General features: G+C 56.7%; 24 protein-coding genes. 3 read left to right on the forward strand and 21 right to left on the reverse strand.

Annotation, left to right across the window (positions count from 1 at the left end):
• Positions 1–34 precede the first annotated feature (34 nt).
• Positions 35–967 carry a 3-hydroxyacyl-CoA dehydrogenase NAD-binding domain-containing protein gene (locus QRN55_RS02060; protein ID WP_284774390.1) on the reverse strand — a complete coding sequence of 311 codons (933 nt, stop codon included), beginning with the start codon at positions 965–967 and terminating at the stop codon, positions 35–37.
• 316 nt (positions 968–1,283) lie between these two features.
• Here QRN55_RS02060 and QRN55_RS02065 point away from each other — a divergent pair, with 316 nt between their 5' ends.
• On the forward strand, positions 1,284–2,531 hold the full coding sequence (locus QRN55_RS02065) for a RhtX/FptX family siderophore transporter (RefSeq protein ID WP_284774392.1): 1,248 nt from the start codon (positions 1,284–1,286) through the stop codon (positions 2,529–2,531).
• A gap of 8 nt (positions 2,532–2,539) precedes the next feature.
• Here the strand turns inward: QRN55_RS02065 and rhrA are convergent, their stop codons facing one another.
• Positions 2,540–3,496: a rhizobactin biosynthesis transcriptional regulator RhrA gene (gene rhrA, locus QRN55_RS02070; protein WP_502871273.1), complete on the reverse strand. Its 957-nt coding sequence runs from the start codon at positions 3,494–3,496 to the stop codon at positions 2,540–2,542.
• 161 nt (positions 3,497–3,657) lie between these two features.
• Here rhrA and rhtA point away from each other — a divergent pair, with 161 nt between their 5' ends.
• Entirely contained in the window at positions 3,658–5,898 is a 2,241-nt protein-coding gene (rhtA, locus tag QRN55_RS02075) for a TonB-dependent siderophore receptor RhtA (RefSeq protein WP_284774396.1), read from the forward strand.
• A 157-nt stretch (positions 5,899–6,055) separates the two neighbouring features.
• Here rhtA and QRN55_RS02080 read toward each other — a convergent pair whose 3' ends face one another.
• Both QRN55_RS02080 and QRN55_RS02085 read right to left on the reverse strand, forming a co-directional pair.
• Positions 6,056–8,527 carry a glycoside hydrolase family 3 C-terminal domain-containing protein gene (locus QRN55_RS02080; RefSeq protein WP_284774398.1) on the reverse strand — a complete coding sequence of 824 codons (2,472 nt, stop codon included), beginning with the start codon at positions 8,525–8,527 and terminating at the stop codon, positions 6,056–6,058.
• A 72-nt stretch (positions 8,528–8,599) separates the two neighbouring features.
• Positions 8,600–9,883, reverse strand: a complete 1,284-nt coding sequence (locus tag QRN55_RS02085) for an MFS transporter (protein ID WP_284774399.1) — start codon at positions 9,881–9,883, stop codon at positions 8,600–8,602.
• A gap of 208 nt (positions 9,884–10,091) precedes the next feature.
• Between QRN55_RS02085 and QRN55_RS02090 the strand changes: the two genes are divergently transcribed.
• Entirely contained in the window at positions 10,092–10,733 is a 642-nt protein-coding gene (locus QRN55_RS02090; protein WP_284774401.1) for a TetR/AcrR family transcriptional regulator, read from the forward strand.
• A 66-nt stretch (positions 10,734–10,799) separates the two neighbouring features.
• Here the strand turns inward: QRN55_RS02090 and QRN55_RS02095 are convergent, their stop codons facing one another.
• From QRN55_RS02095 to QRN55_RS02175, 17 genes are all read right to left on the reverse strand, one after another.
• A complete protein-coding gene (locus QRN55_RS02095) occupies positions 10,800–11,618 on the reverse strand; it encodes an alpha/beta fold hydrolase (RefSeq protein WP_284774403.1) in 819 nt (272 codons plus the stop codon).
• Positions 11,619–11,705: 87 nt separating this feature from the next.
• Complete coding sequence (locus tag QRN55_RS02100; RefSeq protein WP_284774405.1) at positions 11,706–12,623, reverse strand: LysR family transcriptional regulator; 918 nt, start codon at positions 12,621–12,623, stop codon at positions 11,706–11,708.
• Between the two features lie 204 nt (positions 12,624–12,827).
• Positions 12,828–13,493: an RraA family protein gene (locus tag QRN55_RS02105; protein ID WP_284774407.1), complete on the reverse strand. Its 666-nt coding sequence runs from the start codon at positions 13,491–13,493 to the stop codon at positions 12,828–12,830.
• A gap of 12 nt (positions 13,494–13,505) precedes the next feature.
• Positions 13,506–14,327 (reverse strand): carbon-nitrogen hydrolase family protein, encoded by an 822-nt coding sequence (locus tag QRN55_RS02110; RefSeq protein WP_284774409.1) that lies wholly within the window; start codon positions 14,325–14,327, stop codon positions 13,506–13,508.
• Positions 14,328–14,356: 29 nt separating this feature from the next.
• Complete coding sequence (locus QRN55_RS02115; protein WP_284774411.1) at positions 14,357–15,091, reverse strand: HpcH/HpaI aldolase family protein; 735 nt, start codon at positions 15,089–15,091, stop codon at positions 14,357–14,359.
• Positions 15,092–15,116: 25 nt separating this feature from the next.
• Positions 15,117–15,908, reverse strand: a complete 792-nt coding sequence (locus QRN55_RS02120; protein ID WP_284774413.1) for an ABC transporter permease — start codon at positions 15,906–15,908, stop codon at positions 15,117–15,119.
• A gap of 13 nt (positions 15,909–15,921) precedes the next feature.
• The gene (locus QRN55_RS02125) at positions 15,922–16,812 is read right to left on the reverse strand and encodes an ABC transporter permease (RefSeq protein WP_233136872.1); all 891 of its coding nucleotides are present in this window, start codon (positions 16,810–16,812) and stop codon (positions 15,922–15,924) included.
• A gap of 3 nt (positions 16,813–16,815) precedes the next feature.
• On the reverse strand, positions 16,816–17,940 hold the full coding sequence (locus tag QRN55_RS02130) for an ABC transporter ATP-binding protein (RefSeq protein WP_284774416.1): 1,125 nt from the start codon (positions 17,938–17,940) through the stop codon (positions 16,816–16,818).
• A 159-nt stretch (positions 17,941–18,099) separates the two neighbouring features.
• Entirely contained in the window at positions 18,100–19,164 is a 1,065-nt protein-coding gene (locus QRN55_RS02135; RefSeq protein WP_284774418.1) for an extracellular solute-binding protein, read from the reverse strand.
• A 136-nt stretch (positions 19,165–19,300) separates the two neighbouring features.
• Complete coding sequence (locus tag QRN55_RS02140; protein ID WP_284774420.1) at positions 19,301–20,278, reverse strand: AAA family ATPase; 978 nt, start codon at positions 20,276–20,278, stop codon at positions 19,301–19,303.
• Positions 20,278–20,889, reverse strand: a complete 612-nt coding sequence (gene pnuC, locus QRN55_RS02145) for a nicotinamide riboside transporter PnuC (protein WP_284774422.1) — start codon at positions 20,887–20,889, stop codon at positions 20,278–20,280. The genes QRN55_RS02140 and pnuC overlap by 1 nt, the downstream gene beginning before the upstream one ends.
• Positions 20,890–20,943: 54 nt before the next feature.
• Complete coding sequence (locus tag QRN55_RS02150; protein ID WP_284774423.1) at positions 20,944–21,648, reverse strand: NAD(P)-dependent oxidoreductase; 705 nt, start codon at positions 21,646–21,648, stop codon at positions 20,944–20,946.
• A 154-nt stretch (positions 21,649–21,802) separates the two neighbouring features.
• Entirely contained in the window at positions 21,803–22,327 is a 525-nt protein-coding gene (locus QRN55_RS02155; protein ID WP_111839426.1) for a flavin reductase, read from the reverse strand.
• A gap of 31 nt (positions 22,328–22,358) precedes the next feature.
• Positions 22,359–23,777 carry an amidase gene (locus tag QRN55_RS02160; RefSeq protein ID WP_111839425.1) on the reverse strand — a complete coding sequence of 473 codons (1,419 nt, stop codon included), beginning with the start codon at positions 23,775–23,777 and terminating at the stop codon, positions 22,359–22,361.
• Positions 23,774–23,977, reverse strand: coding sequence for a hypothetical protein (locus QRN55_RS02165; protein ID WP_111839424.1), 204 nt, complete (start codon positions 23,975–23,977; stop codon positions 23,774–23,776). The genes QRN55_RS02160 and QRN55_RS02165 overlap by 4 nt, the downstream gene beginning before the upstream one ends.
• Positions 23,977–24,987: an ABC transporter permease gene (locus QRN55_RS02170; protein WP_111839423.1), complete on the reverse strand. Its 1,011-nt coding sequence runs from the start codon at positions 24,985–24,987 to the stop codon at positions 23,977–23,979. Before QRN55_RS02170 ends, QRN55_RS02165 begins: the two co-directional genes overlap by 1 nt.
• Positions 24,984–26,531 (reverse strand): sugar ABC transporter ATP-binding protein, encoded by a 1,548-nt coding sequence (locus tag QRN55_RS02175; RefSeq protein ID WP_284774428.1) that lies wholly within the window; start codon positions 26,529–26,531, stop codon positions 24,984–24,986. Before QRN55_RS02175 ends, QRN55_RS02170 begins: the two co-directional genes overlap by 4 nt.
• Positions 26,532–26,543: the final 12 nt, after the last annotated feature.

Here is a 26,543-nt window from a genome sequence, read left to right on the forward strand (position 1 = left end):
AAGAAAGGTTTTGAAAGTAAGGAGGGAATGTTTGCTAGAAGCGGCGGCCTTTCAGGGCGCGCTGTACGGCAATCAGCCCGTCATCGCGCATTGCCTCCAGTTCCAACACGTCTCTCCCGCGCGTTTCGGCGGTGATACCGTCAACGAGTTTTTCACGCGTTGCTTCGTCGAGGCGTGGCGAGCCGAGGTCCTGCCAACGGCGTTCCTGGCTGGGCCCGAGATGCGAGAGATAGTGCGCGATGCCGCCCGCACCACCGCCGAGGTGATAAGCCATATGCGAACCCACCACAGACCAGCGAAGGCCGGGACCATAGACAAGCGCGGCATCGATATCCTCGACCTCTGCAATGTCTTCCGCCACCATATTGACAGCCTCCCGCCAGAGCGCGGAAGACAGACGATTGGCAATGTGGCCCACGGCTTCCCGCTTCATTTTGACCGGATGACGATCCAGCGTGCGGTAGAAGCAAGCCGCAGCGTCAACGCGTTTACGATCACTGCCATAAAGCTCGACCAATGGCATCAGATGCGGTGGGTTGAAGGGATGCGCAGTGATGAGCCGTGAAGGATCGGCCATCTCTGCACTCAACTCCGACCAGACCAGCGATGAGGTGCTGGAGGCAATGGTAATCCCCGCCGGAGCCTCTGTTTCAATCGCAAAATAGAGTTCACGCTTCAGCGGCACGTTCTCTGGCGCATTTTCCTGAACCCAGATTGCGTCGGATACAGTGTCCCCCAGGTTTTCCGTCAAACGAAGTTGGCCCGGTGCAGGCAGGGTTTGAGCCACTTCTGCAATCTGCGCCATTGCCGCATCGATACGGACGGCGACATGATCACGACCCGAAGCAGCGGGCTCAAACAGCGCCACATCATATCCATAGGCCAGGAAGAGCGCAGACCAACTCGTCCCGATCAGTCCGTCGCCGATCACGGCTATCGTTTCGCGATCGCGCCCCACGTCACTCATTTGCTCCGCCCAAAACGTTTCTGTTCCTGAGCGAACAATCTCATAGCGGATCGCGTGGTGCAATTTAAAAGATTATAAGGTTATGTCATTTATACCATTTATCTCTACATCCGAGTCGATAGCCGCAGAAAAATCCTTACCGGCAATCACGGTTCGTTATTGTCTTAACCGGGTTCGCTCACATCCAAGCTTTACGGATTGTATGGAATTAAACGATGATATCGTTACTCCTGTTTAATTCACCGGTGCGCGATGGCGTTTGACGCTAACCCTTCAAGGTCTGTTGCGATCCCCGGCCAAACAATTCGGTTCTTGCATGGCCAACATCAACGAGGCGATTTCTGACAGCGATGTTTTGACGACGCCATTCGAGGGCCGGTTGATGGGCGTGTTGGGCGGCCTTTATCTCGCTCAGGGCATTCCGACTTATCTGCTGTTGGTTGCGCTGCCGCCGATCATGCGGGAAAGCGGTGCCTCGCGCACCGCTATCGGGTTGTTTTCCCTGCTGATGCTGCCCTTGATCCTGAAGTTTCTCGTAGCACCATTGGTGGACCGTTGGTCACCCTGGCCCAAGATCGGGCATCGTCGGGGATGGGTGGTGCCCACTCAGTTTCTCGTTAGCGCAGGTATTGCGTCGATGGCTCTGGTGGATCCAAGTAATGTCTTGGTTCTCTTTGCCATCTGCATTTCCATCACCGTAATCTCCTCCATTCAGGACATTGCGACAGATGGCTATGCTGTGCGGCAACTGACGGACAGAACGCGGTCCATGGGCAACGCAGTGCAGGCAGGCGCGGTAGCGCTGGGCGTTATCATCGGTGGAACGGCGGCTCTGGTCGTGTTCCATCTAGCCGGATGGCAGACCATGATCCTGCTTGTCGCAGCCTTGTCTTTGCTTCCGCTTGCCGCCGCCGTGGCCATGCAGCCGGAAGCATCGACTGCAACAAAAAGCGAAAAGCCTGCTAGCCTGCTTGGCTTCTTTCGTCGCCCGAACGCTTGGCTGATCCTCGGTTTCGCGCTGACATATCGGGCCAGCGAGGGTCTCGTGCGTGGCATGGAAGGCACCTATCTGGTCGATATCAAGGTGCCGACGGATTGGATCGGTTACCTCTCCGGCGGCGCTGCCGCAACCGCTAGCCTGATTGGCGTGGCGATTGCCGCATTTCTCATCCGGAAGGCGGGGTTAACGGCAACACTCATTCTCTTGGGCTGTCTCAGAAGCCTCTGCTTCCTCACATTCACCTTGAGCGCGGCAGGCATTCTGCCGGGCATCTGGGTGGCCCTGTCGGCCTCGGCGTTTCAGACACTAATCCGCTATATGGAACTCGTCGCCATCTACTCCTTCTTCATGAAATCCTCATCGCATGATCAGCCTGGCACGGATTTTACGATCCTCACCTGTGCGGAACTCATCATCTATATGGCGGGCGCATCCGTGGCCGGTATCGTTGCCGACAAGCTGGGCTATCCCGCGCTGTTTTCAACGGCAACCATCATCTCGTTTGCTGGCATGGCCCTGTCCGTCTGGTTTCTCCAACGGCTCGGCCGGGCGCGTGTTGCTTAACGCGGCCCTTACGCCTCTTCGTTTTGCCCCGTCATGCGCCGCAAATCCGTGGGGCGAATGCCATAACGGCTGCGGAATTTCCGGTTGAAATAGGACAGGTCGTTGAAGCCGACGCTGTAGACGATCTGGCTGATCGGCGTTGCAGCAGTGTCGGCTAGGATCATTGTCTTGGCCAGGAAGAGCCGCCGTTCCAGCACATAGCGGGAGAATGTCGTGCCCGTGCGGCTGAAAATCTTCTGGATGGCCCGTGGCGTGATGCCCTCGGCCTTGGCGACATCGGTAATGGAAAATGAGCCATCCGCCAGATTGGCCTCGATCAGCGTTTTCATCGATTCCACCCGGTTTTGCGGCGCATCCGGCGGGTTGGCAACGTCCTTCACCTGTTGCGCCAGAACCGGCAGCAGGGAGTAGAAATGCGCGACCATCATGCTGGCATGGTTTTTGTTCTGATGGTCTTGTCGCAAGAGATAGCCCGCGTAATGGGTGAGCAGTTGCATCGGAAGGCACTCGGCCTGAAACGATCGAAGCAGCAGGCAATCGAGTGATTTCCGAACCGGTGCAATGGCCAAGTGGGGCAGATGCGCACAATCGAGCCTGCCGCCTTCAGGTAACACAATTTCGGAAGACGTATCTGCTGGAAGCAGAATGACGTCACGCGGTGCCAGTGTGAGTGTTTTCTTGCGATGATGCACGATCAGCGGCCCGTCGGTTGCGCGAAGCATCACAATATCAGGGGTGCCAATGCCGCTGGCGAGGAGGCGGAGCGGCGTTTTGGGGAGGTAAAGCGTTACAAGTGAAAGATCGACATGTTTCCAGAAAAGCCCCGTCACACCCGCCAGATCACCGTGTTCGACGGTGATCGTCGCTTCACCCAGCATATCCAGCAAAATCGTGCGGCAAACGAGCCTGCTTTCCGAGTCGGGCAAAGAAATGGTCCCGAGTTTGAGAGGTCGAATTACTTCCATTAAAGATCAACCCGTCTTTATTGTTGATGTTCGCTTTTATCCAAAACGTGTTCGTTCCCATCCAAGCGCGTCAACGTCTTAACCCATAAAACATGATGAAAATAGTCTTGTATTTTTCGCGGTTGGACGGCTGCGGGGATTTTTTGTGTATCGGGGGCGAAATGATCAGAAAGTGGAATGTCGGAGTTAGCCTGCTGGCTATCGCCGTTGCGACGGGTTTGCATGCAGCAGCGCAAGCGCAGGATGCGTCCGAAAATACGCAGGCGAGCGGGGGCTCGACGGTTTTGGAAACGATTGTGGTGACGGGCGCGCGCATACCGCAGGAAATTTCAAGAACCGCCCGCACCATTTATGTTGTGGATGCCGATACAGTGCAGGCAGAAGCACGTTCTGGCAAGTCGCTCCAGCAAATCCTCGCAGAGAAGGTCCCGAGCTTTGATCCCGCCAGTGAGGGCGCTCGCACGTCCTACGGCCAAAATCTGCGAGGACGAACGGCTCTGGTTCTCATCGATGGTGTCTCGATGAACTCAGCACGTACGCTCAGTCGCCAGTTCGATGCGATCGACCCATTCAATATCGAGCGCGTAGAGGTGCTTTCGGGAGCAACCGCGATTTACGGCGGCAATGCAACGGGTGGCGTCATCAACATCATCACCAAGAAGGGTAAGGACGCAGAAGAGGGCGTTCACGGCGAGGTAACGACTGGGCTTGGCACAGGCTTCGGCGAAACGCGCGACATCGATCGAGATGCTGCGGGTGCCGTCACCTATAATAGCGAAAACTGGGATGCTCGTCTCTCGGTCGCTGGGAACCAGACCGGCGCCTATTTCGATGGTTCCGGCACGATGCTGACACCCGATATTACGCAGACATCGACCGCATTCAACAAGCGCGTGGATGTCATGGGAAGTCTCGGCTTGCAGATCGATGACGACCGGCGACTGGAGATCACGGGGCAGTTTTTCGACAGCACCCAGGATTCACCATTCGGGCTTTATCTGGGGCCGTTCCTCGCTGGATTAGGGAACCCCAATCTGCTCGAAACGCGTGATGGATATCAGTCTGATTTCAATCCGCGCACCCGCAGAGCAATGGTGAATGCCACCTATAGCGATGATGATTTTCTAGGCCAGGAACTGTTGATACAAGGGAGTTTCCGGCGGGAAGAAATCCAGTTCCATCCTTTCCCCGGAACAAGTCCGTCGCTTTATTTTGGCGGAAGCTCTCAGGATACGGATTACTACAGCATCAAGGCGGCGATGATTTCGGAGCCGGTTGATGGTCTAAAGGTAACCTACGGTGTCGATGCAGATCGGGACTCCTTCACGTCGAAGCAGAATATCTTTAATCTTAATACGGCGCTACAAACAGGCGGTATGGATTTCGATACGATCGGTATCACGGGGCTATATCCTGATATCGATGTATCCACAGTCGCTGGATTTGTTCAGGCGTCTTACGAGGCCACAGATAGGCTGACGATCAATGGCGGCGTGCGTTATCAATATGTTACGACGGAAGTTTCAGATTTCGTCGGTGCTGCGCAGCAAATTGCCATACTCAACGGAAACGGTACGTCGGCAGACAGAATACCTGGCGGAGACGTCAGCTACGATGCTGCTCTCTTTAATGCAGGCGCGACTTACGAGCTCACCAACACGCAGCAGGTCTACGCCAATTTCAGCCAGGGTTTTGAACTTCCGGATCCCGCGAAATATTACGGTAGAGGAACTTACACTTTAGCCAACGGTCAATATACGCTGGTGAACAGCGTGAACGTCGGCGATTCCGCACTTCAAGCCATCAAAACCAATTCTGTCGAACTGGGGTATCGCTTTAACGATGGCACCTTCACCTTTGAAACGGCTGGATATTATTCACTGTCAGATCGCTCTATTGTTCTCAACAGTACCACGCTCGCCGTCGATACTGTTGATCAGGACCGTAGGGTTTACGGTATTGAAGCCAGTGGCAGGATGAAGTTGGACCAGGGTTTCGACGTTGGTGCATCGGGCCACTGGGTTAAAACGGAGGTCAAAACCGATGATGGCTGGGAAAGGGAGTCTATTGGGACTGCAAGTGTTTCCAGGTTGGGTGGTTACGTTGGTTGGACAAAAGACAGCTTCAACGTGAAGCTGTCGGGCCAGCATGTCTTTAGTTTGAGCGACGAAAGTGGCAAAGAAATCGATCCCTACACAATCTTCGATCTCACCGGTGCTTATCGGTTCGAAAAGCAGGAAACGACATTGCGCTTTGGTGTCATGAATGTCTTCGATGCCGATTACACGACCGTTTGGGGCGCACGCGCCAAGGCACTTTATGGCTCTTTGGCAAACGAAGCGGTCTTCGACTACAAGGGACGCGGTCGCACCTTCGCCGTTTCGCTGACGAAAGTCTTCTGATGGATTATCAGACCGTTTGTGGCATCCGGCGGTTCAGCCAACACCAGGACGTCCGGTAGAGCGCCCTACATCGATGGAGCCGGGACACCATTATGACGATGGATATCCCGGCTACATGTTTGCACTATCGTATGCCTGCGGCATAGTCCGCAGCTTTTCAGATGGAAAGATCGTTGACGCGACCGATCCACTGGGTCGGGTTGACGATTTCGATACGCTCTCGAACGTCACCGGCATTGGCGGCGATCAAGAGTTCATATGCGCCTGCATCCGAACGGAAGGCTTTTGCCTCGACATCGAAGAAGCTGAGATCACGGATGGATACCTTGAGCGTGACGGTTTTCTTCTCGCCCGGCTCCAGTTCCACCTTCGCAAACGCCCGCAACTCCTTGTCTGGTCTTGAAACGGTGGAGTTCAGCGCGCGCACATAAAGCTGGACAACATCCGAGCCCCTGCGAGCGCCGGTGTTGGTCACGTCGAGCGTGACAGTGATACCGTCTTCGCCCATGGCGGTAGATGAAGACAGTGCTGTGCCCCACGCGAACTGTGTATAGCCCAGACCGAAGCCGAATGGGAACAGTGGCTCTACGCCGTGCGTATCGTGGTGGCGATAGCCGACGAAAACGCCCTCGTCGTAGCGCACATGGCCATCCAAACCGGGGTAGACGAGTGGATTGTCAGTAATGGCGGAGTTGTCAGAAAGCGATTTCGGGAAGGTCTGTGGCAGACGTCCACCCGGCTCTGCGTCGCCGAAGAGAACATCGGCCACGGCATTGCCAAGTTCCTGGCCCGGATACCACATCTGCAGGACGGCCTTGACTTTGCCCAGCCAAGGCATTTCCACGGGGCCACCGGTCTGAAGTATGACGACCGTGTTGGGATTAACGGCGGCAACCTTCTCGATCAGCTCCTCTTGGCGACCGGGAAGGCGCATGTCGGGCAGATCGAGACCTTCGGTGTCCCATTGGCCTTCACGTCCGACAAAGACGAGCGCGACATCGCAAGCCGCCGCTTTGGTAACGGCCTCTTCGATGGCGGCATCGCCGAGCGGCTTTTCGACGCCGAAACGAATGGCGGTCAGGTGAATGCCATCGGCGGTCGCAGCAGGAGAGCAATATTCGATGGTCAGCGTGTAGCTGCGGCCAGCTTCCAATTCCACGGACTGGCGTTGTTCGCTGTTAGCAGTACCGAAGTAATTGTCGCCGGGTTTCCAGCCATCATAGCCATTCACCACCAGCTTGCCATCGACATAGAGCTTGGCGAGGCCGGCATTGGTCATGCCGAAGACATGCTCGCCGCTGTCGGACGGCACATAGCGTGCGGTGATCCGGGCCGAGAAGTCTGCAGGATTAAGCTCTGCCGAGGGTAGGTCGAACCAGAAGAATTCACCCTTGGCTGCCGTTTCGCTGTGAACTGGCGTCCCTTCCAGCTGTCTACCCTTGAAATAATCCACCTGCATATCGCTCGAGAAAACCTCGATCAGGCGGTTGTTGCTGCATCCCGCTGCATGATGGACGCTATTGGCGTTGGAAAGTGCTGCACGAATACCCTGAAGCGGGCTGACGGTGTAATGCGCGGCAATCTGGGCGCTGCCACCTCCCATAACGCGGGCGTCGGCCGCATTGGGACCGAGGACGGCGATGCTGTCGAGCGTGGTCTTGGCCAGCGGCAGAATGCCGTCATTTTTGAGCAGCACGGCACCTTCGGCACCGATCTGGCGAATGAGGGCGCGGTCTTCGGAAAGGTCGAGAGAGGTTTCGGTGAGGTCGGGTGCCGTTTCGAAGGCGCCTACGCGTTCCAGCAGCGTTAGAATCCGGCGCGCAGCCTCGCGCACGGTTTCCGCCTTGACTTCGCCGTTGTGCACGGCTTCGACCAGCTTCTCACCCCGGTCCCGACTTGGTCCGGGCATTTCGAGATCAAGACCGGCATTGACCGTTGGTGCGGTGGAGTGCGAGCCGAACCAGTCGGACATGACGATGCCGTCAAAGCCCCATTCCTTGCGCAGCACTCGGCTCAGCAGCCATTCATGTTCGCTGGTATAGGTGCCGTTGAGGCGATTATAGGAGGACATGACCGCCATCACGCCCGCCTTCTTAACCGCCTGTTCGAAAGGCAGCAGATAGAGTTCGCGCAGGCTGCGCTCATCGATATCCGACGACATGGTCTGGCGTTCGATTTCGGATTCATTGCCGACGAAATGCTTGATTGTTGCGGCAACACCCTTGCTTTGTACGCCCTGAATATAGGCAACGGCAAGAGCCGCCGTCAGCAGCGGGTCTTCGGAATAGCATTCGAAATTGCGGCCATTGAGGCCTGAGCGGTGAATGTTGACGGTGGGCGCGAGCAGAACGGATGCGCCCTTGCTTTTCGCCTGACCCGCCAATGCGACACCCATACGCTCGACGAGTGCCGGGTTCCATGTGGCACCGAGTGCGATGGCGACGGGAAAGCAGGCTGCCTTGACCCCGGCCACCAGCGATCCCGCACCGCGTGCGCCATTGGGGCCATCCGTAACCTTGATTTTGGGAACGCCGAGACGCTCGACCGGTACAGTCGTCCAGAAGTCGGCTCCAGCGAGCAGCGAGACCTGCTCTTCAAGCGTCATTTGGTTCAGGATTTTCTCGATCATACGAGCCTCCATTTTTTCATGCGAGTGAAGAAGAGACGCGCACGTCATGAGACGGCGCGTCCTGACATGGCGTCAGCGCACCCCGCGTACGGGGGCGATGGCCAGTGCGCCGAGGAAGGCACTGATGGCCGCAGCAGCATAAAGGACGCCATAATTCTGGCCTCCTGCATGGCCGATGGCGAGAAGGAAGGGCGCGACAGCCGGGGCAATGGACTGCGGCACGGCATTGGCGATGTTGAGAACGCCGAGGTTCCGTGCCGCATGGGTCTCCCTATCCGGCAGGATATCCACGACCAACGCCTGATCGACCGCCATATAGACGCCGAAGCCGATAGAGGTGACGGCTATGCCGCTGTAGAAGCTGGTGAGGTCGCTTGCAAAAACGATGACCACGATACCTAACGCATAGGTCATGGCTGCGATCAGTACGAAGGCTTTGCGGCGACCCATGCGGTCCGACATGTAGCCGGACACGAAGGACGAGCCGACGACGCAGATCGCAGTGATCAGCGTTGAAATGAACATGATGTCGCCGATCGCGGCTTCCGGTATCTTCAAATGGTCCATCAGATAATAGACCTGATAGGATGTCAGCACGGCAAAGCCGAAGAACACCAGAAAGCGGCTGAGCCATGCGTAGCCGAAATCTGGGTGTTTAATGGGATTGACCCAGAAGCTGCCCAGCAGTTCGGACACTCCCGGCATGGTCTGCTGCGGTGCCTCCGTCAAAGGGCGATCTTCAATTACCAGAACGAAGACGAGAACCGACACCAACCCGATGGCTGTTGGGATCAGAAACATTGCGTTGCTGGCCGTTCCGGTCAGGGCCAAAATGCCGCTGCCGATCAAAAGCGCAATATAGATCGACATGCCTGCAAGCGCCGAAACCAAGCCGCGCTGATGTTCTGGCACCTGGTCCGGCACAGTCGCAACAAGCGCTGCGAGCATGGCATTATACGCCGTCTGGATCACGCACCAGGCGATGCCGATCATCACGAGGCTAGATGTATAGGCCATGAGGATTTGTGCGAGACTGCCGACGATCACGCCGCCGACCAGCCAGGGTTTGCGCCGACCGAATCGGGAGCGTGTTCTATCCGAAAGTTGGCCAAAGATAGGGTTTGCCAGCAGCGCGAAAAGTGCGCCAAGACCCAAAATGGCACCAAGACTTGCACCTTTGCCGACAGGATCAAGCGTGTTGACCCGAATGGCCAGCGTCATCGCAACGGGCGTCATGACCGCCGTAAAGAAGCCGACACTGGCAAGTCCGTAAGTGAGAATGAAGGGCAGGCCGACCGAGGCTTTGGTGCCAGTTCCTGAAGGGGGAGCGACAATGTCAGGGGTTGCAATACTCATTTTTGAAAACCTCCACCGCAATAAAGTCGATAACAACGTCGTCCTCCGCCGAACGTCGTGTTAAACCTACCGACTACTCGGTTATTGTGGCAAGTCAACTTTTTTCTGTTCAAATCCGATGCTTCAAAGATCGGACCGGTCGGCTTCCTCACTGGTTACTGACGGAGAAATTTAGGGTAAAGCACCGTTTCGAAATGGGTGGACGAACATGAATGATGAACCGAAAACAGGTGCTGTGCTCGGCAGCATACCTGGCAAAAAGCGCAAATCCCCCAAGGGCGCGATGCGCCGGGAGGCTATTCTTGCAGCGGCAATGCAGCATTTTGCCAAAGACGGTTATCAAAGCGCATCATTCGCATCCATAGCAGCCGATGCTGGCCTTTCCCTGCCGGGACTTCTTCATTATTTCCCGACAAAGGTGGATTTGCTTCTTGCCGTTCTCGAAAAACGAGACCTTGAGAGTACATCGGCTGTTGGACCGAAATACGAGGACTGGCGCAGAGTGCTACTCGGCTTGGTGGATGTCGCCAGGTTAAACCAAGATATTCCCAATGTCGTGCAGGCGTTTGCGGTGCTTAATGTCGAAAGCCTGACCGCCGACCACCCGGCAAGCAGGTGGTTTGCACTGCGCGCCAGCAATCTCACGGATAACCTCGTCTTTTCCCTGAGAAAGGGGATATCAGACGGCGAAATCAAAACCGATATCGACCCGTCGTCTATCGCAGCGGAGCTGATTGGGATGATGGATGGGCTCCAGATGCTCTGGCTCAGATCGCCCAGCGAGATCGATATGGTGACGATATTCGCGGGTTATATAAATCGGCTGATAGAGACGATAGAGCTTCGCTGAGGTCACTATACCTTTTACCTGTTTCGCCCCGCACTGGGTGCGAGGCGAAATGCATTCAGCTGTGGATCATCCCAGAAATGCGATCAAATCGCGGTTGAGGCGATCTGGTACGGTCGCGAACAGGCCGTGAGGCTCGCCGTCATATTCGATGAGTTGGGCACCCGTAATGCCCTTGGCAGCGGCACGGCCCGATGGATCGATCGGCACGGTCTTGTCCGCTGTTCCATGAATGACCAGTGTCGGGATTGTGAAGGCGGCGAGGTCTGGTCTGAAATCGGTCTTGCCGAATGCATCGACGCAATCGATCGTCGCCTTCGGGCTCGCCATGACGCCGAGAACGAATGACCAATCCAGCACACCCTGGCTGACCGGGCTGCTGACCAGGCCGACACCGTAGAATGTCTTGGCAAAGCTCTGAAGGAATGCGAAGCGATCCTTGCGAATATCGTCTTTCATGCCCTCGAAGACGCTGGCATCGACGCCATCAGGATTGCTGTCATCCTTGAGAAGGTAAGGAGCAACCGAGGCAACGAGAACCGCCTTGGAAATTCTGTCGGCACCATGACGCGAAAGATAGCGGGCAATCTCGCCACCACCCATGGAGAAGCCTACCAGCGATACATTCCGTAGATCGAGGCTTTCGATTACGCTCGCGAGGTCGTCGGCAAATGTATCGTAATTGTATCCATCCGCTGGATGTCCAGACTGGCCAAACCCCCGACGGTCGTAGGTGATCACGCGGAAACCTGCTTCGAGCAGCGCTACGGTCTGATACTCGAACATATCGCCGGTCAAAGGCCAGCCATGGATAAGAATGACCGGGCTTCCGGTTCCCATATCCTTTACATGCAATGTCGTGCTGTCTTTTGCGTCTATGAAAGCCATCTGAAACTCCTCTGATGATGCCGCAGGGTAAAGCCCGCTGGCGAAATAGAGTTCCACCGTTTGCTAATGTTAGCAGTGACTTCTGGATCAGATGTGAACGGCAAGCGCGTTGTCGTAAAGAGAGCAGAACTCGGCGGCGACCTCGGATGCAATCGATGCGATAAGCGGAGACAAGCGGGACGAGGGGTTTTCAAGATAGACGGCAAAGTAATCTGTTGCGGGAAAAGGTTGGCGGACGTTCAGCACCTTCAGCGTACCGAGTCGCAATTCGTTTTGAATGACGATGGGCGGCAAGACTGATATCCCTATCCCAGCGGCCACCATACTGATCGTCGTGGCGAGTGAGTTGGAATAGTGCACCACGCCTTGGCCGAATGAGTTGGTGGGCAGATACTCGACCATGCGCTTGTAGGCCTGCGTGCCGACTTCGTAGGATATGATCGGATGCATCATCAGATCGGCCCGGCTCATATTGTCGTCATCGGCGGGAAATGCGCTGTTGGCAATCCAGAACATGCCAAGTGTGCAGAGATCGACGATCCGGTATTTTTCGACCTGCGTGCCGTGGAACCCGAGAATGATATCGAGTTCGCGTTTCTCCAGCTTGGACAGGATCGTCAGGGATGCATCCGTCGTCACCGATACACGGACGCGGGGGAAGCGCTGTCGGAGCGTTTCCATGATGCCGGGAAGGATGGCCAGCGCCATTGAGGGAACGAGACCGATGCGAACCGTGCCCTCCAGTGTTTCAGGTGGTGCGACGTCAGAGACCAGACGATTGTAGCGATTGATGATGTCGCGCGCGCCGGAGACGAAAGCACGACCTTCACGCGTCAGATGCACATCGCGTGTGTCGCGCTCGAAAAGTCGGATGCCAAGTTCCTGTTCCATGGCCGAAATACGATTGGAAATGGCGGCTGGTGTAATGTTCATGCGGTCGGCCGTGACGCGAAAACTTCTCAGTTCGGCGAGCCAGACCACGGTTTCCAGAAAACGAATATTCATCGCGTAAAAGCGCCCCACCGTTTTCGACAAAAATGCGCGAAGGCGCGCAAGAATTGTCGCAAGCTGCTGTTTTTTACAGACTATGTTCCCGGTCACCACGTTACACCGCAGGGGCGATATGACAACGTCGGGTCGGTAGAGTTCGTGGAATCGTCGCAACGATGCGGCCCAGACGCAATGTCAGCGCCGCATCATCGAAACTCGTCAGGCGAGCTTTGCCAGAACCTTGGCGCTGGCACCCGTCATGTCACCGAGCTTTTGTACCTTGTCGCGCACGCTGGCCTCACGTTTCTTGCCGGTTTCCTGGCGTTTTAGTGCCTCTTCGGAAACGGCGCGTACCTCATCGCGCGGAATGACGAGGACGCCGCTCTCATCGGCAAGAATCGCGTCTCCCGGCATCACGACGGCACCGCCGCAACTGACGGGAATGTTGAAACCGCCACCAAGATCATAGAGACGCGTCGTGATGGGCGACAGGCCACGCGACCACATCGGAAAATCGGAATCCTGAATTTCAGTGAGGTCGGTGCAAGGACCATCCACAATTCCGGCAACCGCACCCGCAGCTTTGGCCGCAACGGTCACGCCGCCGCCCCAGCAGGCATATTTGTCGTCGCCCAAACGGTCTACAACGAGGATGTCACCCGGTCGCAGTTGCCCGGTGGCATGGTGCAGCAACGTGGAATCCGGGCCTGCGATGGCCAATGTCACGGCTGTTCCGACGACACGGCGACCGGGAAGCAGCGGCTGGATCTGGCGATCCATAAAGCCGAGCAGACGCCAGTGGCCGACGGTTGCCGTTTCCACACCGCTCAGAAGATCAAGGTCTTCCTGTGGAACCTGCTCTGGCATATCCTTGATGACGTACATGATCGAACCTCCTTACGCGCACGCCAAGCGGCGGTGCTGTGTCATAGGGATGAGATTGCGTACGCGCTTGATTTCCTTTTCATCAATTCGCGCGGTGACGTAACCAACCGGATCGGAAGCGCGGGCAATCGTATGGCCCCACGGATCGCAGACAAGCGAGTGGCCGTAGCAGGCCCGCTTTTCACCATTGACGGTAACGCTGCCGGTCTGGCCGCAGGCAACGAAATAGGTTTGCGTTTCGATGGCGCGTGCACGGGCCAGAACCTCCCAATGGTCCTTGCCGGTTTGCAAGGTGAAGGCAGCTGGCAGCACGATGATGTCGCAGCCTGCTTTTTCCAGCTGGAGGAAGAGCTCGAAAAAGCGGATGTCGTAGCAGATCGCGCAACCCACCTTCATCCCGTCGATCTCATAGGTAACGATGTCTTCGCCCGGCTTGACGGTTGCCGATTCCTTATACGCCGTGCCATCGGGTGCGACGATGTCGAACATGTGAATCTTACGGTAGGCAGCGACTTCGGTGCCCTCGCGGTCGAACACGAAGCTCGTGTTGTAGATACGGTTTTCACCCTCGACCTTTTCCATGATGGTGCCGGCATGGACGAAGACTTTGTTCTCGCGGGCGAAGTCCTGCGCCATGGAATAAGCGGCTCCCCCGGCTGGTTCGGCAAGAGCGAGCTTTTCTTCTGTCGTCGTGCCATAGACTTCGAAATATTCCGGCAGAACGATGAGGTCCGGCTGGTCAGTCTTGAGCGCTTCCGTCATCAGATCGTAGGTGATCTTCAGGTTAGCTTGGCGGTCGCTCTGCGGATTGGTCTGTATAAGGCTGATTTTCATGGATTTCCCTCCGGTTGTGTCGATCGCCATCAGGCGACGATTTTTTCCTGCTTGAGTGCATTGATGGTGGACATGATGCCGGCGCGCAGCGTCATGGTCTGGGTGGCGACAACCAGCATTTCGGCGCCTTCTTCGAGCGCAAAGTTTCGCTCTGCGGGTGTCCAGGCCGGCATGATCCAGCTCTTGCCGGCGTCACGCGCGGCGCGGGCGATGCGGGACAGGTCTTCGCGATCGGCATCGTTGAACGCATAGGCCCCGCGGCCACGAGCAAGCGCCAAATCGGATGGTCCCGGAAACAGGCCATCGACCGTATCCAGCGCAATGATCTTTTCGACGTCAGCCAGGCTTTCTGCCGTCTCGACCATGACGTAGCATTTGGTGCGCTTGTTCTCGGCCTCGAAGGCATCCGAAGATGGGCGGGCGTAACCAAACACGCGGCCTCCTGCATAGGAGCGGATACCCAGCAGCGGATACTTTGCTGCTTTCGCCACCTCCCGCGCATGATCGACGCCAAGAATATGGGGAAGGATGACGCCATCCGATCCGAAATCCAGTGCCTGCTGAATGGCTTCCGTCGTCGGCGCGATGACTTTGGTCAGGGTCGGGATGCCGAGCGATTTGGAAAAGGCCAGAAACTGGTCGAGCGTGCCGAGATCGAAAGTCCCGTGTTCCAGTTCGATCACCAACTGCTTGACGCCACAAGTCTTTGCGATTTCCAGAAAGCCGAAATGCGGCTGCGACATCCAGAGCGCGATATTGTCCATGTCAGAAGTCTCCATTGTAAAGTCGTTACTTGCCGACGGTCTTGGAAAGGCCGAGCGTGCGTTCGATGAGGAAGATGATGGCAAGCGTCGCGGCCACGAGCACGACCGATACGGCGGCGGTCATTGGGTCGGTCTGGCTTTCCACATAGTCGAAGATTTCCACTGGCAGGGTGCGCAGGCGCGGACCGGTGATGAACAGCGAGATGACCACCTCGTCAAAGGAAAGAAGGAAAGAGAGTGCGGCGCTTGCGATGAAGCCCGGCATCATCAGCGGCAGGGTGATGCGACGCACGACGGTGAATGGTGAGGCTCCCAGCATGGTCGCCGCTTCTTCCACAGAGGGAGGCAGCGTTGAGAACGCCGTCAACATGATGCGGATGACATAGGGTGTGGTGATGATCAAATGTGCGATGATCAAGCCAGTATAGGTGCCAAGCAGCCGTGCCTGAACGAACACCAGGAGAATGGCGAGACCAAGCACGATGGATGGCAGAAGCAAAGGCGCTGTGAAGAGGTTCAGCAGAAACTCCCGGCCAATGAACCTCCGTCTGCGGATGGCAAAGGCTGCGGGCACACCCGCTGCCAGTCCCAGTACCGTCACGGTGACGGCGATCGTGAGGCTGATCCAGAACGCATTGATGAAGCCGCTATGGCTGAACATCGCCACATACCAGCGGATGCCCCAGCTTTCCGGTGGAAATGTCATGTAGCTGTCATTGCTGAAGGACAGTGGCAGAACGATCAGGATGGGAGCCAGCAGAAAGAGATAGATGCTGGCGACGAGAAGCCGGAATGGAATGCTCAATTGGCCGATCATATCGATGTCCTTCCTAGTCGAAGCGCTTGACGACGCGGGAGTAGACGGCAAGGGCGATGCCGAAGATGATGAGGACGATGACGGAGATCGCCGCTGCGGTTGGCCATTCCAGCTGGATGACGGCTTGATCGTAGATTTCAGTGGCCAGCAGGAAGACGCGTCCGCCACCCAGAAGCTTCGGTGTGATGAAGGAGCTGATGGAAAGGACGAAGCAGAGCAGGCAGCCGAGCGCGATGCCGGGTGCCGTCAACGGAAGGATGACACGGCGAAAGCGGGTCCAGCTATTGGCCCCGAGAGAGGCGGCGGCTTCCTCGTAGACATTCTCCAGACGACCGAAGCCTGCGATCAGTGACAGCGCCATATAGGGAATGAGCACTTCGACCATGCCGATGAAGACACCCAGCGTGTTGTTGGTCAGGCGCAGGGGGCTGTCGATGATGCCGGATGACATCAGGATGCCGTTGACTACGCCCTGATCTCCGAGAATGACCATCCAGCCATAAGTTCGGACCACGCTGCTGACGAGCAGCGGGGACACAGTGATGACAAACAGCATGTTGCGCCACTTCGGGGAGACCCGGTGCAGAAAAAGCGCAATCGGATAGGCGCAGCACAGCGTGATGCAGGTCACGCCAAAACCCAGGATCAGGGAGTTGGAGATAAGCTCGATGCTGAAACTGTCGGTGAAGAAATCGACGTAGTTTTCCAGCGTGTAGTTGTTCGTAAGTACGCCACCGCTACGGCTTTCGATGAAGGATATCATCGCCAGTCTGGCAACAGGCAACACGAAGGCGATGAAATTGATGATCGCCATTGGCAGGAGCAGGGCGATGATAAGGAAGGGAAATGTACGTTTGCGTCTTGGCGCTTCAGCAAGTTGGAAGGTGTCGGTTACGGTTGCCATGGGTCAGCTCCCGAAAACTTGCATGTCTTGCGGCTTCCATTCGCAGAGCAGTTTCTCGCCGCTCTGGAAGCTGTGACCGGCACTGGCCGTATGCACTTCGGTGGTCAGAATACTGCCGCCGATGTCGATATCATATTGGACGACATCGCCGATATAGGTGACGCGCACGACCTTGCCGTGGGTTGAGTTTGTCGCGATGCTGACGAGGCTGCGGTCGCGGCTCGGTGTAAGGCTTATACGGTGGGGACGGATGGCTGCTTTCGCTTTTCCCTTGGTCAAGCCCTGCGTCTTGCAGGGATACACAGAAGATCCGATCCGCACGCGGTCGAGTTCTTCGATCTCACAGTCGAGAAAGTTGGTCCGGCCCACGAAATTCGCGACGAACAAATCGGCTGGGCGCTCATAGATATCTTCGGGCGTCCCGAGTTGGGCCAGCTTGCCGCGATGCATGACACCGACGAGGTCGCACATCGTCAGTGCCTCGACCTGATCGTGGGTTACGAAAACGGTCGTGATTTGAAGGCGTTGCTGAATTTCTCTGATCTCGATCCGCATGTCGTCGCGCAGCTTGGCATCGAGGTTGGAGAGAGGTTCGTCGAGAAGAAGAAGCCGGGGGCGGATGACGAGTGCACGGGCCAACGCCACGCGCTGCTGCTGACCGCCGGACATTTCCTTGGGCTTGCGTTCGCCGTAGCCGGGAAGGCGCACCATTTCCAATGCTTCTTCCACGCGATCGCGCGCTTCGGTTTTGGATATGCCACGCATTTCAAGACCAAAGGCCACGTTCTGCGCCACCGTCATATGGGGGAACAGGGCATAGTTCTGGAAGACTAGGCCGATATCGCGCTTGTGTGGCGGCTTGTGCGAGATGTCATCGCCTTCAATGGAGATTTTGCCTGCGGTAATATCCAGTAGACCTGCGATCATCCGCAGTGTGGTGGATTTTCCACATCCTGAAGGTCCAAGCAGACCAAGGAGCTTACCTTTCGGGACATCCAAGGCGAGATTATCCACCGCCATGTAATCTTCACCGTAGCGTTTGGTGAGGCCTTCGAGCTTGAGAAAAGTCGCCCCGTCGGGATGGGCCGCAGAGTTCTGATGATCTTGATGTCGCTGTATCGTTTGCATTTCGTCACCATGTGCGAATTGAGGTCGGCGTAAGGCGAAGAGCGCGGCCCTGAAATGTCGGCGCATCTGTCCATCCACGCGCGAGTACGCGTGTTACGGAATGATCTGCTGACGGTGTCGTGAAATAGAGCCGCGCTCTTGTTCGCGGTGCGTCTGCGCCTATCGTCCGGCGGGAATGATCTGACGACGCCATGGCTGCAGAATATCGTCTCGCATGTCGCCGATGGTCATCCAGTCGACCTTGATCAGCTTTTCCTGCTGGGCCGGGTCCATCATCGGAATCCGCTTGGCGGTGGCCTCGTCTACCTCGGCCTTTTTATTGGTGGGCGCGTAAAACATCGCCTTGGCAAAGGCTGCCTGGGCCTCCGGGCCAATCGCATAGTTTATGAAGGTCTGTGTCGCCTCGGCTTCAGATGCCTTTTCAATAGCGCTGATGACATTGACCTGAGAGGCTGTCCCTTCCACGGGTGCAATCGAGTTCAAGCGGCCTTCTGTCTGATCGAAGTAGAACTGCGAGCGCGCGTTCCAGCCGATCGACACAGTTGCGGTGCCATTGGCGATCAGCGTGTAGGCATCTGGTTTGGGCTCCCACGTTTGGACACGCGGTGCCAGTTCTACGAGCTTTTCAACACCGGGATCGATTGTCTTCTTGTAATCTTCTTCGCCAGCGAGCCGGTTGGCAATGATTGTCAAAACAATCGCCTGAATGTCGCCGCCACCTTGAGCGGGCACGATAACCTTGCCAGCCTGATTTTTATCCCACAGCGTTTCCCAACTGGTTGGCGCGACAGGAAAAGCTTTGGAATTGTAGATGAGGGTCAGCGTATCGTAGGTCACCGGAATAGCCGCGCCGCCCAGTTCCTTGCCGACATCGTGCAGGTCAGCGTAATTCGGCGTTTTAGCCGTATCGAGGGTGGCAACCAGACCCTCCTCTTTGGCGATCTTGGCGACCGAGAGGTCGTAGATGACGGCGTTGACCTGCGGGGCATCCCGTTGAGCGCGCATGTTGCCAAGAGAGGTTGCGGCGTTTTGTACGCCGTAATAATTGACCTTGATGTCGGGGTGAGCCTTCATGAAAGGCTGGATGACCGATTTCATATAGTTTTCTTCGAACGGCCCACGGTAACCCATAACCGTGATTTCCGCAGCGCTGGCACAGGTTCCCGCCAGCATTGTTGCTGCGAAAAACGTGGCAGAAAGGACTTTCATGGAGATGCACTTCATATCGTATTCCCCTTTGCCTTTTGGCTTTGCATATCGTTAAGAGGACGATATGCAGCGTATCGGAAGGGGTCCAACGACTAAATTCTATCGCCCGTTTAGAATTTCTTTTTAATGGGGCCGGGTAGTAACGAGCGCTTCAGAGCAAGTCCTGACCAAAAATGTCGTTTAATATCGCGAGTGCGTTTGTGAGACGGTCTTGCCCAACTCCACTGACAGTTCGCCAGATGGCATTGGCCTCTTCAAGCTCACGTTTTACGGCCTGTTGGAAATCAGACCGGAAGGATATGTCTTGCTGATATCGGGTGCCATCGTCGTGCCACGGCAAATCGGTGTCGAGCAGCAGATAGAGATTTGCGATATCCGCGGGTCGGGGACGTGTAGGACGCTGACCCGTTAAAGCCTCCTCCCAGACCCGGGTCAAAAGCTCATCAGTATCTTCGATCAAAATGGGCCCGGCGGAAGGCGCTATCGCTTGACGCATGGCGCGATGACCGGCTTCTATTTCTTGGAAGCTCCGGGCCTGCCAGTCTCCTATCCGGTAGGCGTCATAGGTACGACCATACTCAGGGACATATCGAGTTTTGAGATGGTCTGCCAAGCGTTTGGCAAGGACCGACTTGCCTGTGCTTTCGGCTCCCGCGAGAACCACTCGCCGCTGATAGTACGGGCGAACCGGACCCGGCACCATGTCCCAATGCGCATACGGCTTCTCTCTGACTGCCGTTCCCGAAACCGGGAATGCCAAACGCTCCGGGTCAATCACAACGGGCTTGGCCGCCATGACTTCTGCCAGTTTTACGACATAGGGTTCCGACCCAAAAACGTAATCCAGTTTCTCAGGATGGGCTTCTTGGCAGATTTTTTGCCATATCCTCCAGAAATCTGGATGATCCTTTGGCTCTTGTGGAACATCCTGGGTAAAATGGATGACGCGTGCGTGCGGAAAAAGAGTCTTCATCCAACTGTATCGCAATTGCCCTTCGATCGGCTCTCGATCCAGCGAGCATACCAGGATCGTCAACTGGTCACAGAGGTGCGAAGCGGTGTTACACATGAAGACATGACCGGCATGGGGTGGCAAAAACTTGCCCAGCAGGAAACCGCGTGTCGTCATCAGATCAGCTGCCCGGATGGTCGCATCGATCTGCGCCAGTTCAGATATCCTGCGATCGCCATGCCAAGGAAAATGACGTACAAAAATGCAGTCGGCGTCAGGTCTTTGCTCCAATATATTCCGATCGCAAGAACATCGACCACGATCCAGACGAGCCAATTCTGCAGATAGCGTCTGGCCAGAAGGAATTGAGCGAAGACACTCAACACAGTGGTCGTTGCGTCCCAATAGGGGAGGGCCGCGTCTGTGAATTCCGCCATGACATAACCCAGCGCGACGGAACAGGTCGCTGCGCTAAGTGCCAACGGCACAGCAAAAGAATATGGAAGATCGATTGCATTGACCAATCCGTCATCACCTCGCCCCCGTAGCCAGGTCGAAATTCCATAGAACTGTATGAAAAGAAAGAATATTTGCAAAAGCGCGTCGCTATAAAGCTTCGCATCGTAAAAAATCCACGCGTAAAGGATGACCATTGCGATGCCGAATGGATAATTCCAAATGCTCCGCCGTATGATCAGCGATACATTGGCCAAGCCGAGCAAAGTCGCGCAGATTTCAATCGTTCGACTGCCGAACATGCCGCTCAGAAATTCCGAAATTTGTTCCAAAATCACGCACCTTCTTCAAATGCTTCAAAAGCGAAAATAAAAAGCTGTGAGCTTTTATTCATCACGCTTACGACCAAAAGTCTTTTTTAAAACGGCAAAACTCGAAGGACGGCCAGCGTGGGTGATGACCTCGATGATAGCGCGAGGATGCTCAACGGAAACGGCCTCGCGGATCAAGGTCTGTGCTAGATCGGCGCGGGATGTAAAACGACCGAATATGCGCTCCACGCCCACGTCGTAATCGCCTGTCGGCTCGTCCGTGTCGAACAGAGCTGCGGGGCGAATGATTGTCCATTGCAATGGGCTCTTCTGGACGATGCCTTCCATCCTGGCCATGTCGTCGTAGAGCGTCTTGCCCAGCACGTTGCGGAAAAAAGGCACCAGAATCTTGCGCCAGAACAGGGTCTCTCGGGCGACCTCCTGCGTAGCCACAGCTGTCGATGAAACGCAGACCAGGCGGCTGATGCCCTCCAACGCCATCGCGTCTATGATGTTGGTAATGCCTTGAGAGTAGACCGAAATATCCTGCCTGCTGTAAGGCACACCGAACGTCGAGAGGACGGCGTCGTTGCCGATTACGGCCCGTCTGACGGCGTCCTTATCAGTCACGTCAGCGGCAAGGATCGTCAACAGCGGGGAGCTCAGAGGATATTGATCAGGTCTTCTGGTCACCGCAATCACGTGATGCCCCAAAGCAAGAGCCTGACGGGCGACCTGGCGGCCCGTCGGACCATTTGCGCCGAATATGACGAGTTTCATGTGGAATCCTATCCGCAGCATATCAAAGGCTTGATATCACAAAGTCTGCGGAGATTTCCTCCAAGGATTTATGGCTCAGTTTTTCTAGGTAAAATTGTCGATGTTAATATCTTGAGTGTGATTCCTGCTTCAAGCACGGGTGAGCATACAGGCATCATTCGCCAACACGGTGATAGGCACGCTTGTAATAGATCAGCCCCGCATCGGCACCACTTTCATGGATTGCCTTGACGGAACAAAACAGCACGCAATGTGTGCCGACATTCTGCGTGCTGATTATAGCGCAGTCGAAGGACACCATGGCGTTATCCAGAACCGGGGCACCCGTCGCTCCATAATGCCAGTTGGCGGCTGCAAAGCGTTCTTCAACAGGCGTCTTGCCACCAAACAGCGAGGACAGTTTTTCGTGTTCTGCGGTCAGCACATTGACGCAAATCACCTTGTTTTCCATTACCGCGTTGAAAACCGACGCCGTGCGGTTCAGGCAAACGAGAATGGTTGCCGGGCTGTCCGTCACGCTGCAAACTGCGGTCGCAGCAAAGCCCGCCTTTCCGGCAGGCCCATCCGTGGTGATGATGTTGACGGCAGCGCCCATCTTGGCCATGGCATCGCGAAACGCCTGCTGGCTCACATCCGCAATCACCTCGACGGGTGTTGAGAGATTTGGCATCGTGTTCATGGGGATGATCCTTTCGTTGCAATCCGGGATTTCATGCCGCTGATCTGGCGATGGATATGTCGTTGAATGCGGGAAGGGCAAGCGCTTGTTCCAGTCGCAAGGCAACACTTGCCGCAAGGTCTTCACGCCATGGTCGGGCGACGATCTGTAGCGCGACAGGTAAGCCCCCGGCAGACGCTGAAACCGGCACGGTCACCACCGGCAGGCCGAGATAACTGAACGGGCGTGTGAACGATGTCATCGCGCTGACCACTGCGTTCATTGTTGGGCTGGTGCCGACATCCACCTCGGATGACAGTGGTGAAAGGAAGGGCATGGTGGGCGTAATCAGCACATCTGCCTCGGCAAAGGCTGTCGCGAGAAATTCCCTCAACATCACCGAGCGTATTTGCAACGCGCGCAGATAGATCGGGCCCGGTATCGCCAGGGATTGCGATAGTCTCATACGGATTTGCGGACCGTAATCTTCCGGTTGCTCACGCATCCAGTCGAAATGCACCGCACCCGCTTCCGCCATCGCAACAGCGTTGGCGAGTTCGGCCATCGCAGACAGGTCCGGGATGGACGCCTTTGCAATGCTGGCGACATCTGGCTTGAGTGCCGTGATGGCTGTTTCGATGCCGTGCGCGACATCGATTTCCAGCCCTTCGGCAAACAGACCGCCTGCGATGCCAATACGCACCGGCGACAGATCGGTGAGAAGACTGCCGGGCTCTTCAACATCCATACAGGTCTTGTCGCGACCGTCAGGCCCGGAAATCAGCTGCAACATCAGGTAGGCGTCTTCGACCGAACGTGCCAACGGCCCGACGCAATCTTGCGAAAACGATAGCGGCATGACGCCATGGCGGCTGACGCGGCCCTGGGTTGGCTTGATGCCGACCACGCCGCAGCAGGCTGCGGGCAAGCGGATCGACCCGCCGGTGTCGGAGCCGAGTGCTGCCAACACCACGCCGCCACCCACGGCGGAGCCTGAGCCGGATGACGAGCCGCCCGTGATACGCACCGCCTCTATCGGGTTCAGCGCCCGCCCATGGTGAAAATTGTGCCCGGTCGGACCCATGGCAAATTCGCTCATGTTCAACCGCCCCATCGAAAGCGAACCTGCGGATTGCAGGCGTTCCATCACGGTTGAGGTGGAGGCGGCGATGTGTCCGGCACGAATTTTCGAACCGCAACCCGTTATGAAACCGGCGCGATCATACATGTCTTTGTGGGCAAGCGGCACGCCGTGCAGCGGGCCCACGGTTTGGCCGGATGCCAGCATGGCGTCGGCGGCTTTTGCCGCTTCGAGCGCGGGGCCTTCCTCGATTTCGATGAAAGCATTCAGGCGCTCATGACTGGATTTTGCCCGTGTGAGCGCGGCTTGCATCATCTCCACCGAACTGATCTTGCCGGTGCGGATCGCGTCCGACGCCTGTTTCAGCGAGGTTGGATTGTCGAGGCTCATCGATTTGCCTCCGCAAGCAGTAGGGCGTCGAAATGTGCTGGTTCGATGTTGAACATTGCTCCCGCTTGCCCGAGCGGTGAGGGAGCGATTGCGATGCTGTCGCGCGCCACCTCTCCTGCCATGGCAGTGAGTTCGGCCTCGACCACCGGGCGGCCCCAATAGCGTTCGGCAAGTGCAGCCATGATCTCCCTGTCCTCCATCAGCTGAAATCCTGCGGTTGGCGGTTGCGCACAAGCTGGCTCAGCGACACGGCGATGACCAGCGCTCCGCCGTAGAACAGGTTTTGCACATAGGCATCTGCCCCTAGCATGGTAAGGCCGGTGATGCCGGTGACGAGGAAATAGACCGCGATGACTGCGCCGAAGGCGTTGAACCGGCCCGGCGAGATCGTCGTCGCACCCAGAAAGGCTGCGGCGAAGGCGGGAAGCAGGAGATTGAGGCCTGACAGCGGATCGGCTGAGCCCGTCATGCCGGCATAAAGCATGCCCGCGAAGGCCGAGATCAGGCCGGAGAGTATGAAGGACGTGGCGCGGACGCGGTCCACATTGATACCGTTCAGCCGCGAGACCTCACGACCACGTCCGACGAAAAGCAGTTTGCGGCCCGCAATGGTGAATTCAAGCGCATACCAGAGGAAGGCTGCGAGGATCATGGCATAGAAAAAGGCGAGCGGGATGCCGAACAGGCGGTTGATGATCACCCACTCCACAAGCCCCATGGATACGCCGGAGATCGTTTGTGAATTACTGACCCACAGGATCAGCCCGTTGACGAATGTGCCGACGCCCAGCGTTACGATCAACGAATGGATGCGGAAGTAGAGAACGAAGAAAGCATTGACCGCACCGATGACGATGCCGCTCAGGAGTGCAATCAGGATCACCGGTACGATAGGCCAGCCTAATTTCACATTCAGAACGGCGATCAGCATGCAGCTCATCGTCAGTGTCGACGCGCCCGATAGATCGAAATCGCCTGATGTGAGCGGAATGATGATGGCCAGAGTCAACACCACCAGAATGGCCTGAGAACCGAAAAGGGTAGAGAAGCTCCGCCAGCTCAGAAACGAATCCGGCATCAGCGCGCCGAAAATCAGGATCAAAAGCAGCCAGGCACCCACCAAGGCAAAACGTTCGCCTTCGGTCTTCAGCGTGAACCGGCTCTTGGGCGCTGTGATCGCCTTTGTCATGGGCATGTCGAGCGTCGTCATTCTGCGGCCTCCGCTTCATGGCTGTGGAAACAGGCTTCGGTGATCACCTTGCGGCTGATTTCGGAGCCTTTGAGTTCGATCACAGGGCGGCCGCGCGAAAAGACGATGATGCGGTCGCAGATCTGTTCGAGTTGTTCGTTGTCGGTGGAGGCACAGAGAATGGCCGTGCCTTCCGTTGCCGCACGGTCCAGCGCTTTGAAGATTTGCTGACGCGCGCCAAAATCGACGCCTTGGGTCGGCTCGTCCAGCATTAGCAGCTTCGGCTTGATCTGCAGCCATTTGGCCAGCAGAACTTTCTGCTGGTTGCCGCCGGACAAAGACCCGAGTGGCAGATGCGGATTTTGTGGCCTGACGTCATAGATTTGCGCCAGACGCGCCGCCTCGCGGGTCATGGCTGGCCGGTCAAGCCCATAGGGTTTTAACAGGCTGTCCAGAACGGGAAGGGTGATGTTGTCGGTAACGGACAGCGAGCCAATACCAGCAGTGCCTAAGCGGTCGCCGGGCAGGAAGGCAATGCCCATTTGCTGTGCGGTCAGCGGGGTCATGGAGCCGATCTTTGCGGCGTTTCCGCCCACGGTGATGGTGCCGCTGCCGCGCCTTGCGCCATAGAGCAGATAGGGCAGGGCCGCAAAGCCGGAGCCGATGAGGCCGGTGATTCCAAGCGTTTCGCCCTCGCGAATGTCGAAATCGAACGGTACTGTTGACCCATCCGTCAATCCACGCACGGTGACTGCCGCTGGCACGCCGCTGTTTGCCATGCGTGTTTTTTCGAACGCATCGATGCGCGAACCGACAATCGTGTCGAGAATGGATTGCCGTTCCGAACTGCGGGTGTCGAGAATGCCGACAAGCTCGCCATCGCGCAGCACTGCCACCCGGTCGGTAATGTCACGCACCTCGTCAATGTCGTGGGTGACGATGACAACAGAAGCGCCTGTTTTGACGATGGAGCGAATGAGGGCAAAGAGCCGCTGCACGTCCTCTGCCGGAAGAAAGGGCGTGGGCTCATCCAGAACCAGTATGCCCTCACCGCCATAGCCCGCATCCGATGCCCGAAGGTCTTCGAAGGCGCGGATGATGGCGACGAACGCCCGCTCCACCGGTGGCAAGTTCGCCACCGTCTGGAAGGGGTCTATCGACAGATCGAATTCCGCAAATAGCTTAGCGATGGACGCGGCTTCTTTTTTCCAGTTGACGAACCAGGGCGATTTCTGACCCAGTGCCGTGACCCGCATGTTTTCCAGTACCGTCAGCGATGGCACGAGGCCGAGGTGCTGGTGGACGAATGCCACGCCGCGCTTCTTGATCTCCATCGGATCGAGCGGCAGCGGCATTTTCTGGCCCCAGAGGATGACCTCGCTGCCGGGTTCCGGCTGATGGAAGCCAGCCAGAACCTTGATCATGGTGGATTTGCCGGAACCGTTCTGGCCGAGAAGCCCGAACACCTCGCCGCGCCGGATCGACAGCGACACGCCTTTCAGAGCGTCATAACTGCCGAACCGCATGCGGATATTTTTCATGTTAAGCACGGCGTTATCGGTCATGATGCGGCTCCT

Source organism: Agrobacterium sp. lyk4-40-TYG-31, from assembly GCF_030209855.1.
Taxonomy (GTDB): Bacteria; Pseudomonadota; Alphaproteobacteria; order Rhizobiales; family Rhizobiaceae; genus Agrobacterium; species Agrobacterium vaccinii.

Excerpts from the sequence above, each read along its gene's own strand:
- QRN55_RS02060 (WP_284774390.1), bottom strand. The coding sequence starts at position 967 with ATGAGTGACGTGGGGCGCGATCGCGAAACGATAGCCGTGATCGGCGAC.
- QRN55_RS02065 (WP_284774392.1), top strand. The coding sequence starts at position 1,284 with ATGGCCAACATCAACGAGGCGATTTCTGACAGCGATGTTTTGACGACG.
- rhrA (WP_502871273.1), bottom strand. The coding sequence starts at position 3,496 with ATGGAAGTAATTCGACCTCTCAAACTCGGGACCATTTCTTTGCCCGAC.
- rhtA (WP_284774396.1), top strand. The coding sequence starts at position 3,658 with ATGATCAGAAAGTGGAATGTCGGAGTTAGCCTGCTGGCTATCGCCGTT.
- QRN55_RS02080 (WP_284774398.1), bottom strand. The coding sequence starts at position 8,527 with ATGATCGAGAAAATCCTGAACCAAATGACGCTTGAAGAGCAGGTCTCG.
- QRN55_RS02085 (WP_284774399.1), bottom strand. The coding sequence starts at position 9,883 with ATGAGTATTGCAACCCCTGACATTGTCGCTCCCCCTTCAGGAACTGGC.
- QRN55_RS02090 (WP_284774401.1), top strand. The coding sequence starts at position 10,092 with ATGAATGATGAACCGAAAACAGGTGCTGTGCTCGGCAGCATACCTGGC.
- QRN55_RS02095 (WP_284774403.1), bottom strand. The coding sequence starts at position 11,618 with ATGGCTTTCATAGACGCAAAAGACAGCACGACATTGCATGTAAAGGAT.
- QRN55_RS02100 (WP_284774405.1), bottom strand. The coding sequence starts at position 12,623 with ATGAATATTCGTTTTCTGGAAACCGTGGTCTGGCTCGCCGAACTGAGA.
- QRN55_RS02105 (WP_284774407.1), bottom strand. The coding sequence starts at position 13,493 with ATGTACGTCATCAAGGATATGCCAGAGCAGGTTCCACAGGAAGACCTT.
- QRN55_RS02110 (WP_284774409.1), bottom strand. The coding sequence starts at position 14,327 with ATGAAAATCAGCCTTATACAGACCAATCCGCAGAGCGACCGCCAAGCT.
- QRN55_RS02115 (WP_284774411.1), bottom strand. The coding sequence starts at position 15,091 with ATGGACAATATCGCGCTCTGGATGTCGCAGCCGCATTTCGGCTTTCTG.
- QRN55_RS02120 (WP_284774413.1), bottom strand. The coding sequence starts at position 15,908 with ATGATCGGCCAATTGAGCATTCCATTCCGGCTTCTCGTCGCCAGCATC.
- QRN55_RS02125 (WP_233136872.1), bottom strand. The coding sequence starts at position 16,812 with ATGGCAACCGTAACCGACACCTTCCAACTTGCTGAAGCGCCAAGACGC.
- QRN55_RS02130 (WP_284774416.1), bottom strand. The coding sequence starts at position 17,940 with ATGCAAACGATACAGCGACATCAAGATCATCAGAACTCTGCGGCCCAT.
- QRN55_RS02135 (WP_284774418.1), bottom strand. The coding sequence starts at position 19,164 with ATGAAGTGCATCTCCATGAAAGTCCTTTCTGCCACGTTTTTCGCAGCA.
- QRN55_RS02140 (WP_284774420.1), bottom strand. The coding sequence starts at position 20,278 with ATGACGACACGCGGTTTCCTGCTGGGCAAGTTTTTGCCACCCCATGCC.
- QRN55_RS02150 (WP_284774423.1), bottom strand. The coding sequence starts at position 21,648 with ATGAAACTCGTCATATTCGGCGCAAATGGTCCGACGGGCCGCCAGGTC.
- QRN55_RS02155 (WP_111839426.1), bottom strand. The coding sequence starts at position 22,327 with ATGAACACGATGCCAAATCTCTCAACACCCGTCGAGGTGATTGCGGAT.
- QRN55_RS02160 (WP_111839425.1), bottom strand. The coding sequence starts at position 23,777 with ATGAGCCTCGACAATCCAACCTCGCTGAAACAGGCGTCGGACGCGATC.
- QRN55_RS02165 (WP_111839424.1), bottom strand. The coding sequence starts at position 23,977 with ATGGAGGACAGGGAGATCATGGCTGCACTTGCCGAACGCTATTGGGGC.
- QRN55_RS02170 (WP_111839423.1), bottom strand. The coding sequence starts at position 24,987 with ATGACGACGCTCGACATGCCCATGACAAAGGCGATCACAGCGCCCAAG.
- QRN55_RS02175 (WP_284774428.1), bottom strand. The coding sequence starts at position 26,531 with ATGACCGATAACGCCGTGCTTAACATGAAAAATATCCGCATGCGGTTC.